Here is a 25,529-nt window from a genome sequence, read left to right as displayed (position 1 = left end):
TGTGCTGTTATGAGGTGTGGATGAACCGGGGCGGAAGCCCGGCCGCGCGATGCTCTCGGGGGCAGATGACAGCGGCGTTGCAAGCAAAGCTTTCGTTTGGCTTCCTAATTCAGGGCTAAGAAATCTCCATCCGGCATGTCATGGTTCTGACATGGGGCGCTCCTAGCCTCGTTCCACGGCCTGGCCCGGCTCTCTCCCCCGCCCCCGTTTCCACCTGTTCCCGATGCCCCGTCTTCCTCGCCGTCCGGCGCTGCATGCCGCGGCCGCCCTGCTTTTTGCGCTGCTCGGCGGTTGCGAGCGGGCGCCCACGGCGAGCACATTGCCTCCCGCCGCGCCGGCGCCCACGGCCGCCACCGAGCCCGCGCACCCGGCCTACCTCGGCGCCACCTACGCGGTGGTGCCGGGCCGCGCACAACCCACGCCCGCGCAGCTCGGCGAACTGGGCCGGCGCATCTTCTTCGACGGCAGCCTCTCGGCCTCGGGCCAGGCCTCGTGCGCGAGCTGCCACGACCCGAAGCACGCCTGGGGACCACCCAATGCCCTGTCGGTGCAACTGGCCGGCCCCGACGGCCGCACCGAAGGTCCGCGCGCCGTGCCTTCGCTGCGCTACCTGCAGACGCTGATCGCCTTCACCGAGCACCACCACGACAACGACGGCGACGACAGCATCGACGCCGGCCCCACCGGTGGCCACATGTGGGACGGCCGCGCGGGCTCGGCCCACGAGCAGGCCGCGCTGCCGCTGCTGTCGCCGGCCGAGATGGCCAATGCCTCGGTCGAGGAAGTGGCGCGCAAGCTCGAACGCGCGCCCTATGCGGGCGAGCTGCGCGCGGCCTTCGGCGACGCGCTGTTCGGCGATCCGCAGGCGACACTGCGCGCGGCCGGCCTCGCGCTCGAGGTGTTCCAGCAATCGCCCCAAGACTTCTATCCCTTCACCAGCAAATACGACGCCGTGCTGCGCGGCGAGACGAAGCTCGACGCGGCCGAGGCGCGCGGCCTCGCCCTCTTCAACGCCGAGGACAAGGGCAACTGCGCCTCCTGCCACATCAGCGAGCGCACGCCCGACGGCGCCTTCCCGCTGTTCAGCGACTTCGGCCAGATCGCGCTGGGCGTGCCGCGCAACCGCAAGCTCGCGGCCAATGCCGACCCCGACTATCACGACATGGGCGTGTGCGGCCCGATCCGCACCGACATGAAGGACCATCCCGAGTACTGCGGCCTGTTCCGCACGCCCTCGCTGCGCAACGTGGCGGTGCGCCAGAGCTTCTTCCACAACGGCGTGTTCCATTCGCTCGAGGAAGTGATCCGCTTCTATGCGCAGCGCGACACGGCGCCGCGGCGCTGGTATGCGCGCGGCAAGGACGGCCAGGTGCACCCCTTCGACGACCTGCCCGCGCAGTACCACGCCAACGTCAACACCGACCCGCCCTTCGGCCAGAAGCCCGGCGGCAAGCCGGCGCTGAGCGAGGCCGAGATCCGCGACGTGGCGGCCTTCCTGCGCACGCTGACCGACGCCGACCAGCACAACGCGCCCGATCCCGCTGCGCTGCGCACGGCCGCGCGCCAGCCCTGAACGTCGGCATCCGCCTACACGCGCTGCCGCTTCGCCCGACAACGGGCCGCGATGCGGCGGCGCATCATTCCGGGGGTCGGATCGCCCGCCGCACGCGCGCCGACATCGCGAGCGCGCCAGGCCGGCCGCCCGGATTCCTCCCGACGGCGCCTTGCGTGACGACATGCCCGATCTCCTTTCGAACGGCGATGCGCAGCTGGCATCGCCCATGCCACCGCCCGTCGCGGGCTGCGACGAACAGGCCGCAGCCCCCTCGATGGACCGGCTCATGGACGCCGCCATGCATGGCGTGCGCAACTCGCTGTCCGCGATCCGCCTCGGCGTGGACCTGCTCGCGCGGCGCGGCGACCTGAACGAAGCCGACGCGGTGCTCGAGCACATCGACAGCGCCGCCGTGCGCGCCCACGAGCAGGCCGAGGAGCTCGCGGACTTCTGCCGGCTCGCGGCCGGGCGGAGCATCGCCACGGTCGCGAAGCGCTTCCCGCTGCATCACGTGGTCCGGCAGGCGCTCGAGGCGCGGCATTCGGCGCAGCCCGGCGGGGTCGAGCACGACCGCCTCGGCCATGGGGACTGCCTCGGCGACCCGGTGCGCGTCGCGCAGTTCGTGCGTCTCGCGCTGGAGGAGCTCGCGCCGCGCGCCGCGTCGCGTTGCATCGTGATCAGCGAGATCGACGGCCCGCGCTTTCGCATCGCCGTGCATGCGGGCGACCCGAAGGCGCACGAGGCCGCCGACACGCCAGGCCAGCGACTGGCGCGCGCGCACCGCCAGGCGCTGCTGCGTGCCATCGCGCATGCGCACGGGGGCGAGCTGCGCTTGGCATCCGGCCCGCCGCACGGATGGTCGGTCGAAGGACGCTTCGCCGGCGCGGGATGAGCGGCGCCAGCATCTGGATCGTCACGCCGCCGGGCTATGTCCACAGCGGCGCCTTCGAGGAGTTCGCGCTCGCGCTGAGCGAAGGCCTGCGCGAGCTCGGCGTGGCCGCGCCGATCGTGCACCGCCGCCCCGAGGGCGAGACGCTCGTGCTCGGCGCCAACCTGCTGCCCTCGGTGCCCGACAGCCCGCCGCGCGGCGCGATCCTGTTCAACCTCGAGCAGCTGTCGCCCGGCTCGCCCTGGTGGTCCGAGCGCTACCTCGACCTGCTGCGCCGCCACCCGGTGTGGGACTACAGCGCGCGCAACGTGGCGCTGCTGCGCTCGATGGGCATCGCGGCCACGCTGTGCGAGGTGGGCCACGCCGACGCGCTGCGGCGCATCGTGCCGCGCGAGACGCGGGACATCGACGTGCTGTTCTACGGCTCGGTCAACGACCGGCGGCGCGCGGCGCTGCTGGCCCTCGAGGACGCGGGGCTGCGCGTGGTCGCGCTGTTCGGCGTCTACGGCGCCGCGCGCGACGACTACATCGCGCGCAGCCGCATCGTGCTGAACCTGCACTACTACGAGGGCCGGCTGTTCGAGGTGGTGCGCGTGTCCTACCTGCTGGCCAACGGCTGCTGCGTGGTGTCGGAGACGGGCGACGATCCCGAGGCGGAACGCGCGTACGAGGGCGCCGTGGCCTTCACCTCGTACGACGGCATCGTGCCCACCTGCCTCGCGCTGCTGCGCGACGATGCGCGGCGGCGCGCGCTCGGCGCCAACGGGCTGGTGCTGATGCAATCGCGGCGGCAGGCCGATGCCCTGCGGGCCGCGATCGGCCGGATGCCGGGCGGCTTCGCTGGCCTGGGCGCGGGCTAGAAATCGAAGCGCGCCGACACCTCGAAACTGCGCCCCGGCGCCAGCAGCACCTGGCTCACCGCGCGCCCGCCCCAGGTGGCGTAGAGCCGGTCGGTGAGGTTGCGCACGCGGAAGGTCAGCAGGGCGGGCTTCAGGCGGTAGCTGACGGCCGCGTCGACGGTGGTGTAGCCCTCGATGCGGATCTGGTTCGCGGTGTCGGTGAAGACGTGGCCGGCGCGGTTGAGCGAGAGGAACCACTCGAAGTTCGAGTCGTCGGGCCGCCAGGTGGCGAACAGGTTGGCCACGTGGCGCGGCACGTTGGGCGGGGTGTTGCCCACGCGCGAGACGCCGCCGGCCTCCACCAGGGTGTCGAAGCGCGCGTCGAGCGCGGCGAGGTTGCCCGCCAGCGTGAGCTGGCGCGTGGGCCGCCACACGGCCGAGAGCTCGACGCCGCGCGAGGACTGGCGTCCGTTGTTGACGGTGTCGCCGGGCTTGTTGGGATCGCGCGAGAGCACGTTGTCGAGCTCGATCTTGTAGAGCGCGGCGGTCCACTCGAGCCGCGCCTCGGGCAGGCTCTGCTTGAAGCCGACCTCGGCCTGCTTGCCGCGCGACATCGGGAAGTTGGCATTCGACTGCGACAGCAGGAAGAACGAGCCCACGGGCACGGTGGCGTTGGTGTACTGCGCATAGACGCTGGATTGCGGCGACAGGTCGTAGACCGCGCCGAGCCGGCCCGAGTCGGTGCGGTAGCTGGTGTCGAAGCGGCTGTAGCCGCCGGCGTTGAGGTCGGCGATGCCGCGCTGCACCTTGGTGCGGTCATGGCGCCAGCCGCCCACCAGCGTGAGGCCGGGCAGCGGCTTGAGCGCATCCTCGACGAACACCGAACTCACGTCGACGCGCGAGGTGGTGTCGGTGCGGTTGCCGGCGCCGGTGGCGCTCAGGCGCGGATCGTCGCTGTAGAAGCCGGTGAAGGGCGCGAGCGCCGGCACGCGCAGCGCGGCGGCGGTCGAGGCCTGGCCGTCGGAGAAGCGGCGCTGGCTGTCGAAGCGGGTGCCGCTGAGTTCGCCGCCGACCACGAAGCGGTTATCCATGCCGCCGAAGGTGCCGTGGTGGGTGGCATCGAAGCGCTCGAGCCAGAAGTCCTGGTCGTGCGTGATCCGGGTCTGGTCGCGCGCGATGCTCGCGGGCGCGACGAACACGGCGCTCTCGGAGTTGCGGAACAGGCGCTGCGACTTGTTGGCCGCCACCGTGTTGCGCCACGACCAGTTGTCGCCGAGGCGGCCGCTCAGGCGCGCGCTGAGCCAGTAGGTCTCGGAGGTGTTCTCGTTGTCGAGCACGTTGTAGTTGATGCGCGCGATGCGCCGGTCGATCACGCGGCCGTCGGGCGTGCGCACCACGCCCGTGGGCTCGGTCGCGAACCAGGCCGGCACCAGCGGCGTGCCCCAGTAGGCCTTGTTGTCGTCCTTCAGGTAGTCGAAGCTCAGGTCGAGCTTGACCGAGCCGCCGAGGTCGAAGGCCAGGCCGCTGGTGAAGTGGTCCATGCGCTCGCCGCTGCCCGGCACATTGCCGGCGCGGCTGTCGTTGTGGCTGTAGTCGAGCCGATAGGCACCCGACTCGCCGACCGGCCCGCCGAAGCCCACGCCCAGGCGGGTCGACCCGAAGCTGCCGTAGCCGACCGAGAGCTCGCGGTTCGGGTTGTTGCGGTCGGGCCGCTTGGTCACGAAGTTGACGACGCCGCCGATCGCGCCCTCGCCGTCGAGCACCGAGGCCGGGCCCTTGAGCACTTCGATGCGGTCGTAGTTCCAGGTGTCCTGCACGCGGTTGGTGACGCCCGCGCCCGAGGTGCGCACGCCGTCGTACAGGTAGAGCAGGCTGGTGAAGCCGCGCGTCGACAGCGTGGTGGGCGACGACGGCGGCCCGCCGCCCGCGAGGCCGGTGACGCCGCGCAGCGCCTCGCTGAAGGTGCGCGCGCCGCGCTGCTGGATCAGCTCCTGCGACAGCACCTCGACCGAGGCCGGCGTCTCGCGCACCGTGAGGCCCAGGCGCGAGGCGGTGCCGCTGCTGCCCTCGAGGTGCAGGCCTTCGGCGTCGCGGTTGCCCTCGACCGTGATCGCGCCCAGTTCCTGTTGCGCTTGTTGCGTCGGTTGTTCCTGTGCCTGCGCGCCCGCCATGGACAGCGCGGCGATGGCCGCGGCCACGCCCGACATCGTGTGTTTCATCTGAAATTCCCTCCGGAGATTGATCGTTCTTTTTGCGTGCGTGCTCAGGCCACCGAGAAGCGGCGCAGCCGCCAGCCCGCGAGGCCGAACAGCAGCAGGCTCGGCAGCAGCAGTTGCAGCACGGCCGCGAGCGCGCGGTCGCGCAGCGCGCGCGGCGACTCCTCGCGCCATGCAAAAGCGGGGATACGGTCGAAGTCGGCCGGCATCAGCGCGCTGCGTTCCTCGATGCGCGGAAAGAAGAAGTGCTTCCACGCCAGGTGGAAGCCCACCGTCTGCGCCACGAACTGCGCATGGCGCCGCGCGCCGGTGCCGGCCAGCCCGGTCATGCCCTCGTAGGCCACGGCCGCGGGCGACAGCGCGCCGAAGCGCTCGAGCAGCCGCTGCTGGCCCGCGTGCTGGCGCTCGAAGCGTTCGAGCTCGGGCGCGATCGCCTCGTCGATCTCGCGCTCGATGCGGTAGTTGGCGAGGCCGCGCGCGCTGATCTCGATCTTGCCGTCGCGCGGCAGCAGCAGCGCGCCCTGGCCGACGTGCTTGTAGTCCGTGCTCAGCAGCTCGGCATGGCGCTTCATGGCCGCGGCCGTGAGCGTGCGCGTCTGGGTCGCGAGCTCGGTGCGCGAGGGCGCGGGGCTGGCCTGCGTGACCGCGAGGTTGAGCAGCACCGGCGCCACCAGCACCAGCAGCACCCACGCGATCATCAGCACCATGGCGTTGGTGGCCGAGGGCGCGCCGAAGGCATTGACCGCCACCACCAGCGCGAACCAGAACAGCGCATAGGCGCCCACCAGCAGCGCCCACCAGAAGGTGACCGTGCCCGCGCCCGGCGCGGAGGGCGCGAAGCCCGCCTGCCGCGCCAGCAACAGCACGCCCACGGGCAGCAGCACCGCCGGCACCAGCAGCGCGGCCGCGCGCACCGCGAGCTTGCCGGCCAGCAGCGTGCGCAGGCGCAGCGGTTGCGACAGCAGCAGGCGCAGGGTGCCGTTCTCGCGCTCGGCCGACAGCAGGTTGTAGCCCAGCACGAAGATCAGGAGCGGCAGCAGGTAGACCAGCACGAAGGCCAGATCGAACTGGCCGCTCAGCAGGTACCAGGGGTTCTCGATGTCGCTCGGGTTCATGAAGGCCACGCGGCTCTGGTGCGTGACGCGGAACTGGCTCGGGAACAGGTCGCTGCGCCCGAGCGCGACCGGCCCGAGCGGCGCGCTCGGCAGGATCGCGTGCTGCGCGCCGTAGCTGCTGGCCATGCGCGAGGGATCGGCCGGGTTCTCGAACGGCGTGGGCTGGGCCCGGCCAGCGAGGATGGCCTCGAGCTGCGCGCGCTGCGCCGCGCGGGTGTCGCGGTCGGCCTGGGCCACGGCCGCCTGCGCGCGGTCGCGCTGCGCGGTCTGCGCGAGGCCGTTGCCGAGCGCGTAGCCGACCAGCAGCAGGAACAGCAGGGCCACGGCCCAGACGCTGCGGTCGGCCAGCAGCAGGCGCAGCTCCTGGCGCATGACGGCACGCAGCCTGAAACCCTGGAACGGTTGGACGATGAAGGCGGACATGACGGGTTTCCTCGATTCAGGCCAGCGCGCGCTGGCGGCGTACCGCGACGGCCGCGAAGGCCGCGGCCAGCAGCAGGCCGGCGCACAGCACGGCCAGGCTGCGCAGCTGGTGGCGCAGCGCCCAGCCCACGCGCGGCGTGCGGTGCACGAACGGCGGCACCTTGGCCCACAGCTCGGGGCCCGACTGGTAGGCGAAGTGACGGTCGCCGAGCGGATCGGCATGCGCGACCAGGTCCTCGCTCATCAGGTCCTGCAGCCGCCGGCGATGCAGCTCGGCCGCGGTGGTGAAGCTGCGGTGGTGCGCGAAGTCGGTGCCGGCCATGCCCATCGAGTAGCTGCGCATCGCGAGCAGGGGCAGCAGCAGGCCGCTCCATTCCTGCAACCGCTGCTGGCGCTCCCAGGTGTCCCAGAGGCGGCCGTAGTGGCGGTCGTAGACGGGGTACGAGGCCTGGTCGTCGAGCCGCAGCGCGATGCCCCACTGGCGCAGCGGCACGTCGCGGCCCCAGCGCTCGGTGGTGCCGAAGGCCTGCAGCCAGGTGCGGTCGGAGACCTGCTTGAGCTCGGCCTGCAGCGCCTGGTTGAACTCGAGCCGGGTCGGGCTCGGATAGGCCGCGCGCGCCGCCTCGGACAGCACGCGCGGCGCCATCACGGCCTGCGCCACCCACAGCGCGAGCAGCACGGTGATGGCCGCGCGCGAGGTGGCGCACAGCGCCGACACGCCGAGCACCACGAACACGAAGGCGCCGAGGTAGACCGCATAGCCCAGGCTCCAGGCCGAAAGGCGCAGCAGCGCATCGGCGCGTTCGCCGGGCGCGGCGCCCAGGCCCACCGCGAGCGCGGCGACCAGGGCGGCCGGCACCAGCAGCACCGCGAGCGAGGCCGCGAGCGCGAGCGCCTTGCCCGCCAGCAGCCTGAGCGGCGAGACGCCCAGGCTCAGGGTCTGGCGCAGGATGCCCTGCTCGCGCTCGCCCGCGAAGGCGTTGAAGCCCAGCACGATCACCAGCAGCGGCCCGAGCACCTGCAGGATCCAGCCGACCGAGAGGTTGCCGAAGCGCTGCAGGCCGGTGGCGTCCTGCGCGGGATTGAACTTGACCTCGCTCTGGCGGTGCGCCTGCAGCCACACGGTGCTGCCGATGTAGGGGTTGATGCCCGCGTCGACCATGGCCAGCGGCGCCTCGGGCTTGAAGGCATGCATGCCCTGGTGCGCGGCGTCGTGCGGATGGCGCCGGTCCTGCGCCAGCCAGTCGCGGTAGTCGAGCGCCTGCGCGGCCTGCTGCTCGGCGCGCGCCTCGCGCTGGTGCGCCCAGCCCACGCCGAGCGCGGTGAACAGCAGCACCAGCACCAGGCCGCCGGCCCACAGCAGGCGGCCGTCGCGCAGCCGTTCGGTGAATTCGCGGTTCGCGATCCAGCGCCACATGCTCAGGCCCTCATGTGCTGCAGGTACAGCGACTGCAGGTCGATGCGCGCGATCTGCTGCGCGCCCTCGAGGCTGTCGACGAGGCGGCCGCTCTTCATGATGCCGACGCGCGTGGCGGTCTGCTGCGCATGGAACAGGTCGTGCGTGGTGGTCAGCACGGCCACGCCCTGGTCGGCGGCGCGCCGCAGCAGCGCGGAGAACTCGCTGGCCGCATGCGGATCGAGGCCCGAGGTGGGCTCGTCGAGCAGCAGCGCCTTGGCCTCCTTGGCCAGCGCGACGGCGATCCAGACCTTCTGCCGCATGCCCTTGGAATAGGCCGACACGCGCTTGTCGGCCGCCGCGTGGTCGAGGCCCACCGCCGTCATGAGCTCGAGCAGCCGTTCGCGCGGCAGCGCGCGGCCCAGCGCGAGGCCGGCGAAGAAGCGCAGGTTCTCCAGTCCCGAGAGCGTGCCGTAGAGCGTGACGTGCTCGGGGATGTACGCCACGTCCTGCTTGGTCGCGAGCGGATGGCGCGTGACGTCGACGCCGTTGATCTCCACCGTGCCCGCGCTGGGCGCGATGAAGTGGAGGAACAGGTTGATGGTGGTGGTCTTGCCCGCGCCGTTGGCGCCGAGCAGGCAGTAGATGTCGCCCGCGCGGATGTCGAGGTCGAGGCGGTCGAGCGCGACATGGCTGCCGTATTGCTTGGTGAGGCCCTGTGCTTTGAGCATGGGAGGGGTCCGGTCGAAGAGAAGGAGCGGGAAAACGGCGCGCGCACGCCCGCATGCATCCGCGGTGGACGCGCGCAGGCTCACGCGCATGCGGGTGCATGCCGTGGCGTTCGAGGGAAAGGGAGTTGGCGGGGCGCCGGCGCGGCCGGTGCCGTGGCTTCAGGCGATCAGCGGGCGCGCTTGTTCTTCGCACCGCCCTGCCGCGCCTTGAAGCGCGGGTTGGACTTGCAGATCACGTAGGTGCGTCCGCGCCGGGTGACCACCTGGCAATCGCGGTGCCGCTTCTTGGCTTCTTTGAGGGAGGACAGGACTTGCATGGCGTCGCGCCGTTGGATGGAAAGCCGCAGTCTAAGTTATTGCGAATTCATTCGCAATAACTTTGTAAAGAAGAATGAGCACCCGCGCGGGCGCCCTGTTCAGTGCGATCGGCCGGCCGGCGCCGCCTTCGCCACGCAGGCCGCGCAGCTGCCGTGCAGGGTCACCTCGTGGCTCGCGACCTGGAAGCCCGGCGGCGCGAGGTCGTCCATCGGGCCCGGGCAGGCGTGCAGCAGGAACACCTGGCCGCACGACAGGCAATGGAAGTAGTGATGGTGGTGGTCGCCCGCGCGGCCCTGCCCCTTCTCGTGTTCGTGGGCGTGGTCGCCGTGCGCGTGTTCCTCCCGGCACGCGACCTCGTAGCGCGCGGGCTCGCCGGGCAGCTCGACCTTGGCGATCTCGCCGTCCGCGAGCAGCGCCGACACCTGGCGGTAGACGGTCGACAGGCTGATCTCGGGCACGAGCTCGCGCGCATGCGCATGGATTTCAGGGGCGGTGAGCACGCGGCTGGCATCGCTGAAGGCCGAGAACACGGCGGCGCGCTGGCGGGTAAGACGTTCCATGGCCTCGATGGTACGGCGCGTCGGAAAGCGCCTCGCGGCACCCGGGGACTGCGTCGGGGGCTATCTAAATTGGCCCCGACGGCGCCCCGGTCTTGCCTCCTGCCTCTCTTGACGCGTCTATTTAGATATATCTAAAATAATTTAGACACAAACAGATATCGATTCAGAAAGAGAGGCTCCCATGCGCCATTTCCACTTCGACCATTGCCACCGCACCCCGCGCGGCGAGCACGAGGACGGCCTCTCGGGTGGCCGGGGCCGCGGCGGGCGCCACGGCTTCGGCGCCGGCCGGGTGTTCGGCCATGGCGGCCTGCGCTTCGTGCTGCTGCAGCTCATCGCCGACAAGCCCTCGCACGGCTACGAACTCATCAAGCTGATCGAGGAACGCCTGGGCGGCAGCTATGCGCCGAGCCCCGGCGTGGTCTATCCCACGCTGACGCTGCTCGAGGAGCTGGGCCACCTCAGCGTCGAGAGCGGCGCCGAGGGCGGCGGCCGCAAGCGCTACACCCTCACCGACAGCGGGCGCGAGTACCTGGCGGCCAACCGCGAGACCGCCGAATCGATGATGGAACGCCTCAACGGCGGCGTCGACGGCGCCGGCGCGCGCGGCGGCCGGCCGCCGCAGGTCACGCGCGCCATCGAGAACCTCAAGCTCGCGATGCGCCTGCGCCTCTCGGGCACGCCCCTCACCGAACAACAAGCCCACGAATTCGCCGCGGTGCTCGACAGCGCCGCACAACAGATCGAACGTCTTTGAAAGTCAACCGCACATGACCGACTTCTCCACCGCCCCCCAACCCGACCGCCTGCCGCGCCGCGTGCGCCACGACCTGCGCTTTCGCCAGCTCACGGTGAAGAGCGTGCAGCGCGTCACACCGCACCTTCTGCGCGTGGTGCTCACCGGCGACGAGCTCGAGGGCTTCCACAGCCCGGGCTTCGACGACCACGCCAAGCTGTTCTTCCCCGACCCGGCCACCGGCCGCCTGACCCTGCCGACCATGGGCCCCGAAGGCCCGGTCTGGCCCGAGGGCCGGCCCACCATGCGCGACTACACGCCGCGCCGCCACGACGCGGCCGCGAAGACGCTGGAGATCGACTTCGCGCTGCACGAGGCCGGCCCCGCCACGCAATGGGCCGAGAACGCCAGGCCCGGCGACCGCATCGGCGTGGGCGGCCCGCGCGGCTCGTTCATCGTGCCGACCGAGTTCGACTGGCACCTGCTGATCGGCGACGACACCGCGCTGCCCGCGATCTCGCGCCGCCTGGCCGAGCTGCCCGCGGGCGCGCGCGTGGTGGTGCTGGCCGAGGTCGACGGCCCCGAGGACGAGATCCCGTTCGAGACCCGGGCCGCGCTCACGCTGGTGTGGGTGCATCGCCGCGGCGTGTCGGCGGGCCTGAGCCCGATGCTGCTCGAGACGCTCAAGAAGCAGGCGCTGCCCGAGGGCGACTACCACGCCTGGGTCGGCTGCGAGACCGGCGTGGCGAAGGCCGTGCGCGCGCACCTGGTGGGCGAGCGCGGCGCCAATCCGAAGTGGATCCGGGCCTCGGGCTACTGGCGCCGCGGCACGGCCGCGACGCACGACGCGATCGAGGACTGATCGGCCTCGCGCGCGGTGCCGCTCAGTGCGGCACTTCCGCCGGCCCCGAGGCCGCCGCGCGCTTCGGGCTGCGGATCAGCAGCAGCAGCGGGATCGCCACCAGCGTGATCACCATCATGATCGCGAAGTCGTCGAGGTAGCCGACCAGCGCGCCCTGCCGCGTGACCTCGGCGTTGAGCATCGCCAGGCCCAGGGGGTTGTCGGGCGACATCATCGAAGGCAGCGTGGCCAGCGCCGGATTGCCGGGCGCCACGGTGGTCGCGATCTGCGCATGGGCGGCGCTCGAGCCCTCGGTGAGCAGCGCCTGCACGATCGAGATGCCCACGCTGCTGCCGATGTTGCGCAGCAGGCTGAAGATCGGCGTGCCCTGGTTGCGCAGCCGCGGCGCCAGGGTGGCGAAGGTGGCGGTCGACAGCGGCACGAAGGTGAAGCCGATGCCCAGGCCCTGGACGAAGCCCGAGACGATGATCAAGGTGCTGTCCATCTGCAGCGTGATGCGCGTCATCTGGTAGAGCGAGAAGGCCGTGAGCCCGAAGCCCAGTGCCATGATGGCGCGCACGTCCACGCGCTGCACCAGCCGCCCCACCACCAGCATCGCGATCATGGTACCGATGCCGCGCGGCGCCGTGACCTGCCCCGTGTAGACCACCGGATAGCCCATCAGGCCCTGCAGGAAGTTCGGCAGCAGCGCCATGGTCGCGTACAGGATCATCCCGACGATGAAGGCGAACAGCAGGCCGGTGACGAAGTTGCGGTCCTTCAGCAGGTCGCGGTCGAAGAAGGAGACGCCGCGCACGGTCCAGGTGTGGACCACGAAGAAGCAGAAGGCCACCAGCGAGGCCGCGGCCTCGAGCCGGATCTCCCACGAGTCGAACCAGTCGAGCTGCTCGCCGCGGTCGAGGAACAGCTGCAGCATGCCGATGGCGAGGCTCAGGGTGACGAAGCCGAAGATGTCGAGCTTCTCGCCCTGCGGCCGGCTCTCGGGCAGGTAGCGCGCGATGCCCCAGAAGGCGAAGGCGCCCACCGGCAGGTTGATGAAGAAGACCCAGCGCCAGTCGAAGTTGTCGGTGAGCCAGCCGCCCAGCAGCGGCCCGAGGATCGGCCCGACCATGATGCCCGCGCCCCAGATCGCCATCGCCTGACCGACCTTCTCGCGCGGGTTGATGTCCAGCAGCACCGCCTGCGACAGCGGCACCAGCGCCGCGCCGAAGATGCCCTGCAGCAGGCGCGCGCCGACGATGCCCACCAGCGAGGTCGCCAGGCCGCACAGCGCCGAGGCGATGGTGAAGCCGATCACCGAGATGATGAACACGCGCCGCCGGCCCCAGTGGCCGCAGAGCCAGCCCGTGAGCGGCAGCGCGATCGCCGAGGCCACGATGTAGGAGGTCAGCACCCAGGTGATCTGGTCCTGCGAGGCCTGCAGGCTGCCCTGCATGTGCGGCAGCGCGACGTTGGCGATCGTGGTGTCGAGCGCCTGCATGATGGTCGCGAGCATGATCGAGACGGTGATCATCCCGCGGTGCGGCACCGCGGTTCCGGGCGCGGCGGTCATTTGCCCTCGCCTTCGGGGCCGTTGCCGCCCGTGATCTCGAGCAGGCTGCCGCGCACCTTGCCGAGCAGCGCCAGCAACTGGGCGCGCTCGCCGGGCACCAGCACCGCCATCACGCGCGCATTGAGCCCGTCGCTGAGATTGAGCGCGGCATCGAGTGCCTTCTCGGCGCTGGGCTGCAGGTGGATCAGCTTCACGCGCCGGTCGGTGGCGCTGGCCTCGCGGCGGATCCAGCCGGCCGCCTCCATGCGGTCGCACAGCCCGCCCACGGCCATCGGCGTGAGCTCCAGCCGCTGCGCCAGCTCGGCCTGCGACAGCGGCGCCTCCTCGCCTTCCATGGCCAGCACGCCGAGCAGCCGGCACTGGGCGCTGCTCAGGCCGATGCGCTCGCGCGCGAGGCGGTCGAAGGCCTCGCCGTAGCGCTTGGCCACGTCCTTCACGATGAAGCCGAAACGCTGGCTGAAGTCCCTTTTCATAAGGGACTTGATTATCTACATGTTTATTAGTTGGGCCTTAGCGGCCTGCTCTCAGAGCCAGCCCGCGCGCCGGAACCGGTAGTAGAGATAGCCGCAGGTGCCCGCGATCAGCGCCAGCGCCGTGGGATAGCCCCAGCGGAATTTCAGCTCGGGCATGAATTCGAAGTTCATGCCCCAGATGCCCGCGAAGGCGGTGCACACGGCGAAGATGCTGGCCCAGGACGCGAGGCGCTTGGTGACCTCGCTCTCCTCGATCGTGACCATCGAGAGGTTGACCTGGATCGCGGTGGCCACCGTGTCGCGCATCGCGTCGATCGAGCCATTGATGCGCCCCAGGTGGTCGCCGACGTCGCGGAAGTACTCCTGCGAACCCATGCAGATCTGCGGCACCCGCCCGCCGTGCAGCTTGCCGGCGGCTTCGGTCAGCGGCGCGACCGCGCGCTTGAGCACCATGCTGCGGCGCTTGAGTTCGTAGAGCTGCTTGATCTTGTCGCGCGCCGCACCGCTTTGCGCAAAGATCTGCTGCTCGATCGATTCGAGCTCGTCCTCGAGCGCGTCGATCACCGGGAAGTAGCGGTCGACCACCGCGTCCATCAGCGCGTAGAGCACGAAGCCGGCGCCGTTCTTCAGCAGTCCGGGCTCGCGTTCGCAGCGCTCGCGCACGCCCAGGAAGCCCTGCCGGCTGCGGTTGCGCACCGACAGCACGTAGTTGCGGCCCACGAACACGTCGACCTCGCCGACATGGATGCACTGCTCGCCGGCCTCCGAGGGTTCGACCAGGTGCATCACCACGAACAGCGAATCGCCGTACTCCTCGACCTTGGGCCGCTGGTGGCCGTGCTGGGCGTCTTCCACCGCCAGCGGATGCAGGCCGAACTCGAGCTGCATCACGGCCAGTTCCTCGGGCGTGGCGTCGCTGAGCGCCACCCAGACGAAGCAGCCGGGCCGCGAGATGTATTCGCTGATGCTCTCGACCGGGATGTCGGCCAGCTTGGCGCCGTTCTCGTAAGCCACGCAATTGATCAGCATCGGCGCTCCAGGGTCGCGGTTGGGTGGTGGGGTGGCGATGGTGCCACGGCGCCGCGGGCCCTTGCCTGACCGGCCCGAGGCGGAGCGCGAAAGTTAAAACATCCCTGCTCGCAAGCGCCCGAAGGGTTTAGTTGCGTGATTTTTTTCTCACTTCTTTCGTCCGCCTACAAGTCTTAGCGCGCAAAGACTGACATGCGTTGCGTGGGCGACACACGAACATCGCGGCGCTGTCACGCAAAAGGGGGCGCCCAACCAACAAAGAAGAGCAGCCGCCCACAGCTATCAGGGAAGAACTCCACCCGCCGCGCGCGGGTGTTTTTTTGCCCGCGCGAATCCCCTTCGCCACCCGCCGCCCACCGGCTTGCGCGTCGGCCACAATACCGGGCGCCCCGCGCCACGGCCTGGCCGGGATCCTCGCGACGATGCGCCCATGCCCGAACCCTCAGACAGCACTTTCTCCAACGCCAGCAATGGCTTACGCGCCCATTCCGTGACAGATACCCCCGCCGCAGCCGCCCCCGATTACGCCGGCCACACGCCGATGATGGCCCAGTACCTCCGGCTCAAGGCGGACCATCCGGACACCCTGCTCTTCTACCGGATGGGCGATTTCTACGAACTCTTCTGGGCCGACGCCGAGAAGGCCGCGCGCCTGCTCGACATCACGCTGACCCAGCGCGGCCAGTCGGCCGGGCAGCCGGTGGTGATGTGCGGCGTGCCCTTCCACTCGGTCGACACCTACCTCGGGCGGCTCATCAAGCTCGGCGAATCGGTGGCGATCTGCGAGCAGGTGGGCGAGGTCGGCGCCGCCAAGGGCCCGGTCGAGCGCAAGGTGGTGCGCGTGGTCACGCCCGGCACGCTGACCGATGCCGAGCTGCTCAACGACAAGGCCGATGCCACGCTGCTGGCGGTGCATGCCGGCACGCGCAATTTCTGCGGCCTGGCCTGGCTCAGCGTGACCGGCGCCGAGCTGCGGCTGGCCGAATGCCCGGCCGACGCGCTCGAGGCCTGGATCGCGCGCATCGCGCCGAGCGAACTGCTCTACGGCGCCGAGGTCACGCCGGCCTTCGAGCAGCGGCTCAAGGCGGCACGCAGCGCCACGCCCTTCACGCTGTCGGTGCGGCCGGCCTGGCAGTTCGACGGCGGCCTGGGCGAGCGCAAGCTCAGCGAGCAGATGGGCAGCCAGAGCCTGGCGGCCTGGAATGCCGAATCGCTGACCAACGCCCATGCCGCGGCGGCCGCGCTGCTGGGCTATGCCGAGCACACGCAGGGCCGCGCGCTGTCGCACCTGCAGCGGCTCACGGTCGAGCGCGACGGCGACCTGATCGAGCTGCCGCCCACCACGCGGCGCAACCTCGAGCTGGTGCAGACGCTGCGCGGCGAGGACTCGCCCACGCTGTTCTCGCTGCTCGACACCTGCATGACCGGCATGGGCAGCCGCCTGCTCAAGCGCTGGCTGCTGGCGCCGCGGCGCGAGCGCGGCGACGCGCAGGCGCGGCTCGAGGCCATCGGCGCGCTGCAGGCCACCGTGCTCGGCGGCGCCGGCGCGCCCTGGCGCACGCTGCGCGAGCAGCTCAAGAACACCAGCGACGTGGAACGCATCGCGGCGCGCATCGCGCTGCGCCAGGTGCGCCCGCGCGAACTGCTGGCGCTGCGGCTGGCGCTGGCCAAGGCCGAGCAGCTCGCGCCCGCCCTGCCCGGTGCGGCCGCGCTGCTGGCGCAGATCGCCGAACGCCTGGCGCCGCCGCCGGGCTGCGCCGAGCTGCTGGCGAGCGCGATCAAGCCCGACCCGGCCGCGCTGGTGCGCGACGGCGGCGTGATCGCCACCGGCCACGACGCCGAGCTCGACGAGCTGCGCGAGATCAGCGAGAACTGCGACGACTTCCTGCTCAAGCTCGAGGTCAGCGAACGCGAGCGCACCGGCATCAGCAACCTGCGCGTGCAGTTCAACCGGGTGCACGGCTTCTACATCGAGGTCACGCAGAGCGCGCTGTCGAAGGTGCCCGACAACTACCGCCGGCGCCAGACGCTGAAGAACGCCGAGCGCTTCATCACGCCCGAGCTCAAGGCCTTCGAGGACAAGGCGCTGAGCGCGCAGGACCGCGCGCTGGCGCGCGAGAAGTGGCTCTACGAGCAGCTGCTCGACGCGCTGCAGGCCTCGGTGCCCGCGCTCACGCGCCTGGCCACGGCGCTCGCCACGCTCGACGCGCTGTGCGCGCTGGCCGAGCGCTCGCACACGCTGCACTGGCGCGCGCCGAGCTTCGTCTCGCACCCGTGCATCGAGATCCAGCAGGGCCGCCATCCGGTGGTCGAGGCGCGGCTGGCCGAGAAATCCTCGGGCGGCTTCATCGCCAACGACACCCAGCTCGGCCCGCAGCAGCGCATGCAGGTCATCACCGGCCCCAACATGGGCGGCAAGTCGACCTACATGCGGCAGGTGGCGATCATCGTGCTGCTGGCCTCCATCGGCTCGCACGTGCCGGCCGCGGCCTGCCGCCTGGGGCCGATCGACGCCATCCACACCCGCATCGGCGCGGCCGACGACCTGGCCAACGCGCAGTCGACCTTCATGCTCGAGATGACCGAGGCCGCGCAGATCCTGCACGGCGCCACCGCGCAGTCGCTGGTGCTGATGGACGAGATCGGCCGCGGCACCAGCACCTTCGACGGGCTGGCGCTGGCCGCCGGCATCGCGGCCCAGCTGCACGACCGGGCCAAGGCCTTCACGCTGTTCGCCACCCACTACTTCGAGCTCACGGAGTTCCCGGCCACGCACCATGGCGCGGTCAACATGCACGTGAGCGCCACCGAGGCCGGCCGCGACATCGTGTTCCTGCACGAGATGCAGCCCGGCCCGGCCAGCAAGAGCTACGGGATCCAGGTCGCGCGGCTGGCGGGCATGCCCGCGGCGGTGGTCAACCATGCGCGCCAGGCGCTGGAAGCGCTCGAGTCGCAGCATGCGCAGACGCGGGCCCAGGTCGACCTGTTCGCCCCGCCCCCGGCCTCCGAGACCCCCCTGATCAGCGCCGTAGAATCCGCGCTGTCCGCGCTCGACCCCGACGCGATGACCCCGCGCGAAGCCCTCGACGCGCTCTACGCCTTACAGAAACTGAATGCACGCGACCGCGGAGCCCCATGAGCAGGCACTGCTCTTGCGAGACGAAAAAATGACTTATTGCGTAGGCATCAAACTCAACGCCGGCCTGGTGTTCCTGTCCGATTCGCGCACCAACGCGGGCGTGGACCACATCAGCACCTTCCGCAAGATGATCGTCTACGAGCAGCCCGGCGACCGCGTCATGGTGCTGCTGTCCTCGGGCAACCTCAGCATCTCGCAGTCGGTGCGCGAGATCCTGCAGATCGAGGAGCTGCGCGAGACGCAGGAGAACGGCGAGCCCGGCACGCCGACCACGATCTGGAACGCCAAGAGCATGTTCGATGCCGCGCGCGTGCTCGGCTCGGCCGTGCGCCACGTCTACGACCGCGATGCCGAGGCGCTCAAGCATGCGGGCCTGGACTTCAACGTCTCGTTCATCTTCGGCGGCCAGGTCAAGGGCGAGGGCATGCGCCTGTTCCTGGTCTACGCGGCCGGCAACTTCATCGAGGCCACGACCGAGACGCCGTACTTCCAGATCGGCGAATCGAAGTACGGCAAGCCGGTACTCGACCGCGTGCTCACGCCCGAGACACCGCTCGACGAGGCCGCCAAGTGCGCGCTGGTGTCGATGGACTCGACCATGAAGTCCAACCTCTCGGTCGGCCTGCCGCTGGACCTCGTGGTCTACGAGGCCAACAAGCTCGAGACCGACCGCGTGATCTGCATCGACGCCGACAACCCCTACTACCGCATGGTGCACAACAGCTGGGGCCAGAAGCTGCGCGAGGTGTTCGACAGCATCGAGGACCCGGTGTGGGACGACAGCGCCACCGAGCATCCGCTGAAGATGCCGGCGACGCGGCACGGCGCGCTGCGCAAGATCTCCACGCCCGACGAAAAGCTCATCTGAACCCCGTGCCGCCGATCGTCTTCTCGCACGGCAACAGCTTTCCCGCGAGCACCTACCGCGTCGTCCTCGACAGCCTGCGCAACCGCGGCTTCGAGGTCGATGCCATCGAGAAATTCGGGCACGACCCGAAGTACCCCGTCACCGACAACTGGCCGCACCTGGTCGAGCAGCTGGCCGACTTCGCGCGGCCGCGCGCCGAACGCGCGGGCGGGCCGGTGTTCCTGGTCGGCCATTCGCTCGGCGGCTTCCTGAGCCTGATGTGCGCCGCGCGGCATCCCGAGCTGGCGCGCGGCGTGGTGCTGGTCGACTCGCCGATCCTCGGCGGCTGGCGCGCCAACACGCTCAACATGGTGAAGCGCACGCCGCTCATGAAGAGCATCTCGCCGGGCGCGATCAGCCGCCGGCGCCGCAACAGCTGGGAGCACCGCGAGGCGGTGTTCGAGCATTTCCGCAGCAAGAAGGCCTTCGCGAAGTGGGACGAGCAGGTGCTGCACGACTACATCGACCACGGTACGTTCGATAGCGAGGACACGCGCGCGCTGAGCTTCGACCGCGACGTGGAGACCGCCATCTACAACACGCTGCCGCACAACCTCGGCGCGCTGCTGCGCAGCCATCCGCTCAAGTGCAAGGCGGCCTTCATCGGCGGGCGCCAGTCGGCCGAGATGAAGCGCGTGGGCATGGCGATGACGCAGCAGGTGACCAAGGGCCGCATCGCGATGCTCGACGGCACGCACCTGTTCCCGATGGAGAAGCCGCTGGCCACGGCGGCCGCTATCGAGGCGGCGCTGCGCAACCTGATGGGCTGACAGGGCCTCAGCGGAAGCGCGCCCGGTAATCGAGCGGCGGCACCCCGAAGCGCCGCTGGAACGCGCGCCGCATGATCTCCTCCGAACCGAAGCCGCAGCGCTGCGCCACCGCCTTGATGCTGGCGCCCGACGACTCGAGCAGCCGCGTCGCGCGGTCCAGCCGCATGCGTTCGACCGCATGCGCGGGCGTGACGCCGGTGCGCTGCAGGTAGAAGCGCGCGAAGGTGCGCGGCGCCATCGCCATGCGGTCGGCCAGCCGCGCCACGTCGAGCGTCTCGTGCAGGTGCTCGTCGATCCAGCCATGCAGCGACTCGATGCGCGGGTCCTCGGCCTCCTGCGCGAGCAGCGCGCTGCTGAACTGCGACTGCCCGCCCGGGCGCTTGTAGAACACCACCAGCTTCTTCGCCACGCCGATGGCGATCGCGCGGCCGAGATCGGCCTCGACCATGCCCAGCGCCATGTCGATGCCGGCCGTGACGCCGGCCGAGGTCCAGCGGCGGCCGTCGCGGAAGTAGATCGCGTCGCGCTGCACCTCGATGCGCGGAAAGGCGGTGCTCAGCGCGTCGCAGGCGCCCCAGTGGGTGGCGGCGCGGCAGCCGTCGAGCAGGCCCGCGCGGCCCAGCACGAAGGCGCCGGTGCAGACCGAGGCGACGCGGTCGAAGCGCGCGCCATGGCGGCGCAGCCAGGCCTCGGCGGCTTCGGTGCCGCCACCGCCGAGCTGCGTCGAAGGGTTCCAGGCGGCCGGGCCGCCGGGCGCGACCACGGTGCTGGTACCCGCCTCGGCATGGCGCACGCGCGCGGGCCAGGCCTCGGCCTGCACCGCGAGCCCGCTCGAACTCGCCACCGGCCCCGCCTGCGCGGCCAGCACGCGCGTGCGGTAGACCGGCGCGCGGTCCGCGAGCCGCAACTCGTCGTTGGCGGTGGCGAACACCTGCAGCGGACCCGACACGTCGAGCAGCTGGAAGCGCTCGAACACCACGAACCAGACGGGCAGGATCGACATGGAGACGTTGCCTTCGCGAAGGAGAAAGACGCAGCAGAACCGAAGCCGGCGGGCTGCGCCAGGGCTGGCAGGAATGATGGGGCAATTGTCTCGAATGCCAGCCCGCCGCTTCCTAGACTGGGCCGATCCCCAACCTGGACCACCTGGAGTCTCCCCATGAAGATCGGCATGCTCGTCTTTCCCGACATCACCGCGACCGACTACGTCGCGCCCGCGGACCTGCTGGTGCGCATTCCCGGCGCCAGCCTCTCGCTGGTGTGGAAGCACACCGACCCGATCCGCACCGAGCTCGGCTGGGAGTTCCGTGCCACGCAGGCGATGGCCGACTGCCCGCAGTTCGACATGCTCGTGGTGCCCGGCGGCCCCGGCGTCGCGGCGCTGTTCGAGGACCGCGAGACGGTCGACTTCCTCGCGCGCCAGGGCCGCGGCGCGCGCTGGGTGGTCGGCATCTGCACCGGCCCGCTGCTGCTGGGCGTGGCCGGCCTGCTCGAGGGCTACGAGGCCACCTGCCACTGGGCCTCGCACGAACTGCTGGCGATGGTCGGTGCGACGCCGCGCGACCAGCGCGTGGTGGTCGACCGCAACCGCATCACCGGCGCCGGCGTGACCTCGGGCATCGACTGCGCGCTGCGCGCGATCGGGCAGGCCACCGACGACGACACGGCGCGCGCGATCCAGCTGTTCGCCGAATACGACCCGCAGCCGCCGTTCGACAGCGGCGCGCCGGCCAAGGCGCCGGCCCACATCGTCGAGGCGGCGCGCGCGCGCGTGGCCGGCGTGGTGGCCGAGCGGCGCGCGATCCTGGCGCGCATCGGGCGCACGGCCCCGGTGGCCGCCTGAAGCGAGGGAGGACGACATGACCACGCCCCTGCCCCGCCGCTCGGCACTGGCCCTCGGCGCCGGCCTGCTGGCCGCGCCCTTCCTGCGTGCGCGGGCCGAAGGCAACCCGGTCCGCATCCTCGTCGGCTACGCGGCCGGCGGCCCGGCCGACATCGCCGCGCGCATCGTGGCCGAGAAGCTCGCACTGCAGCTGCAGCAGCCGGTGGTGGTCGACAACCGGCCCGGCGCCGGCGGCCAGCTCGCGGCGATCGCGCTCAAGGCCGCGCCGGCCGACGGCTCGGTGCTGATGCTGACCAACACCCACACGGTGGCGACGGTGCCGCTGACGGTGAAGAACCCGGGCTTCTCGACCACGCGCGACTTCCGGCCCGTGGGCAGCGTCGCCACCTTCGAGCTGGCGCTCGCGACGAATCCCGCGACCACCAACGCCTCGAACCTCGCGGCCTTCGGGCGCTGGCTGGCCACGCACCGCGGCGACGCCGCCATCGGCGTGCCGGCCGCGGCCAGCGCGCCCGAGTTCATGGCGAGCCGGATCGCGCGCCACTTCCAGGTCGAGAGCCTGCCCGTGCCCTACAAGGGCTCGGCGCCGATGCTGCCCGACCTGCTCGGCGGCACGCTGCACGGCGCGATCACCAGCGTGTCGGACTTCCTGCCCTACCACCGCAGCGGCCGGTTGCGCATCCTCGCGTCGACGCGGCGCACGCCGCTGCTGCCCGAGGTGCCGTCGTTCGAGGAGGCCGGCCTGCCCGGCATGGAGCTCACCGAGCTGCTGGGCCTCTACGCGGGCGCCGGCGTGCCCGAGGCCACGGTGGCGCGCTACAACGCCGCGCTGGCGCAGGTGCTCGCGCAGCCCGAGGTGGTGGAGAAGTTCAAGGGCCTCGACATGACGACCGTGCCCGGCACGCCGGCCGACCAGGGCGAGCGGCTCGCGAAGATCGACCGCATGCTCGGGCAGCTCGTGAAGGATTCGGGCTTCAGGCTCTGAGTCAGACCTCGGCGGGCTCGCAGCGCACCGCGTCGCCCGCGCGCAAGGGGCCGCCCGCGAGCACGCGCGCGGTCAGCCCGCCATGGCCGCGCATCGCGTTGTAGCCGCCCGGGCCCAGCAGCTCCTCCATGCGCGAGCAGGGCTCGCACGGGCCCGTGATCTCGAGCCGCACCGTGTCGCCGAGCCGCAGCACCAGCGGCTGGTCGCGGAACAGCGAGCGCGCGGCGATCAGGTTCAGGCCCGACACCACGAGGTTGCGCCGCAGCAGCGCGGCGTCGACGGCCGCATGGCCGGCCAGCGCGGCGATCGCGCTCAGGTGCTCGGCCTGGATCAGCGTGACCTGGCGCTTGCCGCCGGGCCGGGCCGCGCTCGCGCGGTCGCCTTCCAGTCCCAGGCCCGCGAGCGCCCGCGCGCCCTCGACGGCCTGCACCGGCTGGCGCCGCGCGGGCCGCAGGTAGACGGCCTCGAGGCGGCCGGCGCGCGGAAACTGGCGCATGAGTTCGCGAAGATCGGGCATGCGCGCGATTGTCTGTGGCTCCCGGCGGACGCCAGGAAAACCACGACGGCGATACAAATTGCAATAACTGGCGACAATCCAGGGAAAACGCCCGCCGCCATGTCCACGCCTCTTCCGGAAACCCCAGAACCCGTGTCGCTGACCCCCGCGCTGGTGGTCGAGGACGATCCGGCCATGCAGCAGCGGCTGGCCCACGTGCTCGGCACGCTGGGCTGCACCGCGCCGCAGATCGCCTGGGCCGACAGCGTGGCCTCGGCGCAAGCGCTGCTGGCCGGGCGCAGCTTCGGCGTGGCGCTGGTCGACATCGGGTTGCCCGACGGCAGCGGCGTCGACCTGATCGGCTGGCTGCGCGCGCACCATCCGCGGCTGCCGGCCGTGGTGATCTCGGCCTACCGCACCGAGGAAACCATCTTCGCGGCGCTGCGCGCGGGCGCCATCGGCTACCTGCTGAAGGAACGCGACGACCTCGAGCTCGGCATCGCGCTGCGCAGCATCGCGCAGGGCGGCGCGCCGATCGATCCCGCGATCGCACGACGCATCCTGGGCTGGCTCACGCTCCAGCCGAGCGCGCTGCCGGTCCCGGCCATGACCGCCGACACCCAGCCGGGCGAGCTGCTGCCCGCCTCGGCGGGGGCCTCGTCTGCGCTGCTGAGCCGGCGCGAGCACCGCATCCTCGAACTGGTGTCGCAAGGCCTCAGCAACCGCGACATGGCCGAAATGCTCTCGATCTCCCGATTGACCGTGGAATGCCACACCAAGAACATCTACCGCAAGCTGGCCGTCGGATCGCGCACCGAGGCGGTCTACCAGGCGCGGCTGCACGGGCTGCTGCGCTGAGCTTCCTGCGCCGCCTGGCCGCGGCGCTGGCGCTGCTGCTGTGCGCGCACGGCGCACTGGCCCAGGACTTCCCCGCGCTGCGCATCGAGGCCGTGCGCGCCGCCGGCTGGAACGACACCCGTCCGCCCGAGGACGGCTGGGAGCCGGTCGCCGCCCTGCCCGACAACTGGGCCGACCGCTGGAGCGGCTTCGACGGCGTGGCCTGGTACCGGCTGCGCTGGGAACAGCCCGCCGAGCCGCGCGAAACCGGCCTGCTGCTGCACTACCTCAACATGGCCGGCGCCGTGTACCTCAACGGCACGCCGATCTCGCGCGACGCCAGCCTGGTCGAGCCGCTCACGCGGGCCTGGAACACGCCGCGCTACTGGCTGCTGGCACCGCCGCTGCTGCGCACGGGCACCAACACCTTGCTGGTGCGCGTCTCCGGGCTCGCGGTCTACCAGGCCGGGCTCGGGCCCGTCGTGGTCGGACCGCCGGCCGTGCTGCAGGCCACCTACGAACGCGAGCGCGTGGTGCGGCGCGACCTGCAGGTGCTGGGCCTCGCGGTCAGCGCGGCGGTGTCGGCCTTCTTCGCGGCGCTGTGGCTGCTGCGGCGGCGCGAGACCGCCTACGGCTGGTTCGCGCTGATGTCCATGCTGTGGCTGCTGTTCGGCTACAACCAGATTGCCACCAGCCCCTGGCCCTTCGCCACCACCTCGGCCTGGCAGGCGCTCAACACCTCGCTGCTGCTGGTCTTCAGCACCGCCTACGCGGTGTTCGCGCTGCGCTTCTGCGAGCGCCGCATGCCGCTGCTCGAGGGCGCCTCGCTGCTGGCGGCGGCGATCGGCGTGCTCGACCTGTGGCTGGCCGCGCCCGCGGCGCTGCCGCTGCACCGCGCGGTGTGGACGCTGGTGGGCGGGCTCACGATCATCGTGGTCAACAGCGCCGCCATCGTCCACGCCTGGCGCCACCGCGGCAGCCCGATGCGTTCGCTCGCGCCCTTCATGGCGGTGTCGGGACTCACGGGCGCGCACGACCTGCTGGTGTTCACCCAGGTGATCGACAGCAACACCTACTACACGACCATGTCGTCCTACGCGCTGCTGCTGGGCATGGCGCTGACGCAGGCCGGGCGCTTCGTGCAGAGCCTGCGCCGGATCGAGAACTTCAACACCGAGCTGATCCAGGAGGTGAACGCCGCCAAGGACGAGCTCGCGGCCACGCTGTCGCAGCGCCATGCGCTGGAGCTCGCGCACGCGCGCATCGGCGAGCGCGTGAACCTCGCGAGCGACCTGCACGACGGCCTGGGCGGCATGCTGGTGGGCAGCATCGCGACGCTGGAGCGCGCGCCCGAGCACCTGAGCGCGCCGCAGCTGCTGGCCATGCTCAAGCGGCTGCGCGACGACCTGCGGCTGATCATCGACACCAACGGCCGCGATGACGGCGCGCACGCGCTCGCGGACCTGGTCGCGCCGCTGCGGCACCGGCTCACGCAACTGCTCGAGGCCAACGGCATCGAATGCCGCTGGCGAGTGGAAGGCCTGCAGGCGCTGACGCTCGCGCCCTCGCAGAACCTCGACCTGCTGCGCTTCCTGCAGGAGGCGCTGACCAACGTGCTGCGCCACAGCGGCGCGCGGCGGGTCGACGTGTCGCTGGTGGAAGAGAACGGCCAGCTGCGGCTGGAGGTGCGCGACGACGGCCGCGGCTTCGAGCCCGAGGCGCCGCCGCGGCCCGAGGGCACCGGCCTGCGCAGCCTGCGCACGCGGGCGCGGCGGCTGGGCGGGGCCTTCGAGATCGCCTCGGCGCCGGGCGCCACCCGCGTCGGGCTGCGGATGCCGGTCGGCGCCGTCTGAGACGA

Annotated in this window: 23 protein-coding genes; 12 read left to right on the top strand and 11 right to left on the bottom strand. The window is 71.3% G+C overall.

Annotation, left to right across the window (positions count from 1 at the left end; translation table 11 throughout):
* Positions 1-223: 223 nt before the first annotated feature.
* The 3 genes from ACEN9J_RS30595 to ACEN9J_RS30585 all read left to right on the top strand — a co-directional run bounded on the left by ACEN9J_RS30595 (position 224) and on the right by ACEN9J_RS30585 (position 3,304).
* Positions 224-1,573 carry a cytochrome-c peroxidase gene (locus ACEN9J_RS30595; protein WP_413762888.1) on the top strand — a complete coding sequence of 450 codons (1,350 nt, stop codon included), beginning with the start codon at positions 224-226 and terminating at the stop codon, positions 1,571-1,573.
* Positions 1,574-1,736: 163 nt separating this feature from the next.
* Entirely contained in the window at positions 1,737-2,447 is a 711-nt protein-coding gene (locus ACEN9J_RS30590; protein WP_413762887.1) for a hypothetical protein, read from the top strand.
* A complete protein-coding gene (locus ACEN9J_RS30585; RefSeq protein WP_413762886.1) occupies positions 2,444-3,304 on the top strand; it encodes a hypothetical protein in 861 nt (286 codons plus the stop codon). The genes ACEN9J_RS30590 and ACEN9J_RS30585 overlap by 4 nt, the downstream gene beginning before the upstream one ends.
* Here the strand turns inward: ACEN9J_RS30585 and ACEN9J_RS30580 are convergent.
* From ACEN9J_RS30580 to ACEN9J_RS30555, 6 genes are all read right to left on the bottom strand, one after another.
* Positions 3,301-5,502 (bottom strand): TonB-dependent receptor, encoded by a 2,202-nt coding sequence (locus tag ACEN9J_RS30580; RefSeq protein WP_413762885.1) that lies wholly within the window; start codon positions 5,500-5,502, stop codon positions 3,301-3,303. The genes ACEN9J_RS30585 and ACEN9J_RS30580 overlap by 4 nt on opposite strands.
* A 44-nt stretch (positions 5,503-5,546) precedes the next feature.
* Entirely contained in the window at positions 5,547-7,037 is a 1,491-nt protein-coding gene (locus ACEN9J_RS30575; protein WP_413762884.1) for an ABC transporter permease subunit, read from the bottom strand.
* A 16-nt stretch (positions 7,038-7,053) separates the two neighbouring features.
* Positions 7,054-8,454, bottom strand: a complete 1,401-nt coding sequence (locus ACEN9J_RS30570) for an ABC transporter permease subunit (protein ID WP_413762883.1) — start codon at positions 8,452-8,454, stop codon at positions 7,054-7,056.
* Between the two features lie 2 nt (positions 8,455-8,456).
* Complete coding sequence (locus ACEN9J_RS30565; RefSeq protein ID WP_261212490.1) at positions 8,457-9,164, bottom strand: ABC transporter ATP-binding protein; 708 nt, start codon at positions 9,162-9,164, stop codon at positions 8,457-8,459.
* Between the two features lie 167 nt (positions 9,165-9,331).
* A complete protein-coding gene (gene ykgO / locus ACEN9J_RS30560) occupies positions 9,332-9,481 on the bottom strand; it encodes a type B 50S ribosomal protein L36 (protein ID WP_057592821.1) in 150 nt (49 codons plus the stop codon).
* Positions 9,482-9,580: 99 nt separating this feature from the next.
* On the bottom strand, positions 9,581-10,042 hold the full coding sequence (locus ACEN9J_RS30555) for a Fur family transcriptional regulator (RefSeq protein ID WP_057592822.1): 462 nt from the start codon (positions 10,040-10,042) through the stop codon (positions 9,581-9,583).
* 181 nt (positions 10,043-10,223) lie between these two features.
* On the opposite strand from ACEN9J_RS30555, the gene ACEN9J_RS30550 reads away from it, so the two are divergent.
* Together ACEN9J_RS30550 and ACEN9J_RS30545 are read left to right on the top strand one after the other, a co-directional pair.
* A complete protein-coding gene (locus tag ACEN9J_RS30550) occupies positions 10,224-10,799 on the top strand; it encodes a PadR family transcriptional regulator (RefSeq protein ID WP_203202007.1) in 576 nt (191 codons plus the stop codon).
* Between the two features lie 13 nt (positions 10,800-10,812).
* The gene (locus tag ACEN9J_RS30545) at positions 10,813-11,640 is read left to right on the top strand and encodes a siderophore-interacting protein (protein ID WP_413762882.1); all 828 of its coding nucleotides are present in this window, start codon (positions 10,813-10,815) and stop codon (positions 11,638-11,640) included.
* Positions 11,641-11,662: 22 nt separating this feature from the next.
* Here ACEN9J_RS30545 and ACEN9J_RS30540 read toward each other — a convergent pair whose 3' ends face one another.
* Genes ACEN9J_RS30540 through corA form a run of 3 tightly spaced genes read right to left on the bottom strand, consistent with a single transcriptional unit; the run spans position 11,663 to position 14,694 of the window.
* The gene (locus ACEN9J_RS30540) at positions 11,663-13,192 is read right to left on the bottom strand and encodes a DHA2 family efflux MFS transporter permease subunit (protein WP_413762881.1); all 1,530 of its coding nucleotides are present in this window, start codon (positions 13,190-13,192) and stop codon (positions 11,663-11,665) included.
* Positions 13,189-13,665 (bottom strand): MarR family winged helix-turn-helix transcriptional regulator, encoded by a 477-nt coding sequence (locus ACEN9J_RS30535; RefSeq protein WP_413762880.1) that lies wholly within the window; start codon positions 13,663-13,665, stop codon positions 13,189-13,191. Before ACEN9J_RS30535 ends, ACEN9J_RS30540 begins: the two co-directional genes overlap by 4 nt.
* 51 nt (positions 13,666-13,716) lie before the next feature.
* Positions 13,717-14,694 carry a magnesium/cobalt transporter CorA gene (gene corA, locus ACEN9J_RS30530; RefSeq protein ID WP_413762879.1) on the bottom strand — a complete coding sequence of 326 codons (978 nt, stop codon included), beginning with the start codon at positions 14,692-14,694 and terminating at the stop codon, positions 13,717-13,719.
* Between the two features lie 541 nt (positions 14,695-15,235).
* Here corA and mutS point away from each other — a divergent pair.
* Genes mutS through ACEN9J_RS30515 form a run of 3 tightly spaced genes read left to right on the top strand, consistent with a single transcriptional unit; the run spans position 15,236 to position 19,510 of the window.
* Positions 15,236-17,833 (top strand): DNA mismatch repair protein MutS, encoded by a 2,598-nt coding sequence (gene mutS / locus ACEN9J_RS30525; protein WP_057592828.1) that lies wholly within the window; start codon positions 15,236-15,238, stop codon positions 17,831-17,833.
* A 28-nt stretch (positions 17,834-17,861) separates the two neighbouring features.
* Positions 17,862-18,701 (top strand): proteasome-type protease, encoded by an 840-nt coding sequence (locus ACEN9J_RS30520; RefSeq protein WP_057592829.1) that lies wholly within the window; start codon positions 17,862-17,864, stop codon positions 18,699-18,701.
* 5 nt (positions 18,702-18,706) lie between these two features.
* On the top strand, positions 18,707-19,510 hold the full coding sequence (locus ACEN9J_RS30515; protein ID WP_057592830.1) for an alpha/beta fold hydrolase: 804 nt from the start codon (positions 18,707-18,709) through the stop codon (positions 19,508-19,510).
* Positions 19,511-19,517: 7 nt separating this feature from the next.
* Here the strand turns inward: ACEN9J_RS30515 and ACEN9J_RS30510 are convergent, their stop codons facing one another.
* Entirely contained in the window at positions 19,518-20,513 is a 996-nt protein-coding gene (locus ACEN9J_RS30510; protein ID WP_413762878.1) for a GlxA family transcriptional regulator, read from the bottom strand.
* Positions 20,514-20,669: 156 nt separating this feature from the next.
* On the opposite strand from ACEN9J_RS30510, the gene ACEN9J_RS30505 reads away from it, so the two are divergent.
* Together ACEN9J_RS30505 and ACEN9J_RS30500 are read left to right on the top strand one after the other, a co-directional pair.
* Positions 20,670-21,353, top strand: coding sequence for a DJ-1/PfpI family protein (locus ACEN9J_RS30505; protein WP_413762877.1), 684 nt, complete (start codon positions 20,670-20,672; stop codon positions 21,351-21,353).
* A gap of 16 nt (positions 21,354-21,369) precedes the next feature.
* Entirely contained in the window at positions 21,370-22,338 is a 969-nt protein-coding gene (locus tag ACEN9J_RS30500) for a tripartite tricarboxylate transporter substrate-binding protein (RefSeq protein WP_413762876.1), read from the top strand.
* Between the two features lies 1 nt (position 22,339).
* Here ACEN9J_RS30500 and ACEN9J_RS30495 read toward each other — a convergent pair whose 3' ends face one another.
* Complete coding sequence (locus ACEN9J_RS30495) at positions 22,340-22,855, bottom strand: MOSC domain-containing protein (RefSeq protein ID WP_057592834.1); 516 nt, start codon at positions 22,853-22,855, stop codon at positions 22,340-22,342.
* A 99-nt stretch (positions 22,856-22,954) separates the two neighbouring features.
* Here ACEN9J_RS30495 and ACEN9J_RS30490 point away from each other — a divergent pair, with 99 nt between their 5' ends.
* Together ACEN9J_RS30490 and ACEN9J_RS30485 are read left to right on the top strand one after the other, a co-directional pair.
* Positions 22,955-23,692, top strand: coding sequence for a response regulator transcription factor (locus ACEN9J_RS30490; protein WP_413762875.1), 738 nt, complete (start codon positions 22,955-22,957; stop codon positions 23,690-23,692).
* Positions 23,602-25,524, top strand: a complete 1,923-nt coding sequence (locus tag ACEN9J_RS30485; protein WP_413762874.1) for an ATP-binding protein — start codon at positions 23,602-23,604, stop codon at positions 25,522-25,524. Before ACEN9J_RS30490 ends, ACEN9J_RS30485 begins: the two co-directional genes overlap by 91 nt.
* The last annotated feature ends 5 nt before the right edge of the window (positions 25,525-25,529 follow it).

It is taken from the genome of Variovorax sp. Varisp41 (assembly GCF_047325085.1).
GTDB lineage: Bacteria > Pseudomonadota > Gammaproteobacteria > Burkholderiales > Burkholderiaceae_C > Variovorax.
This window is presented reverse-complemented; position numbering and strand designations above follow the sequence as displayed.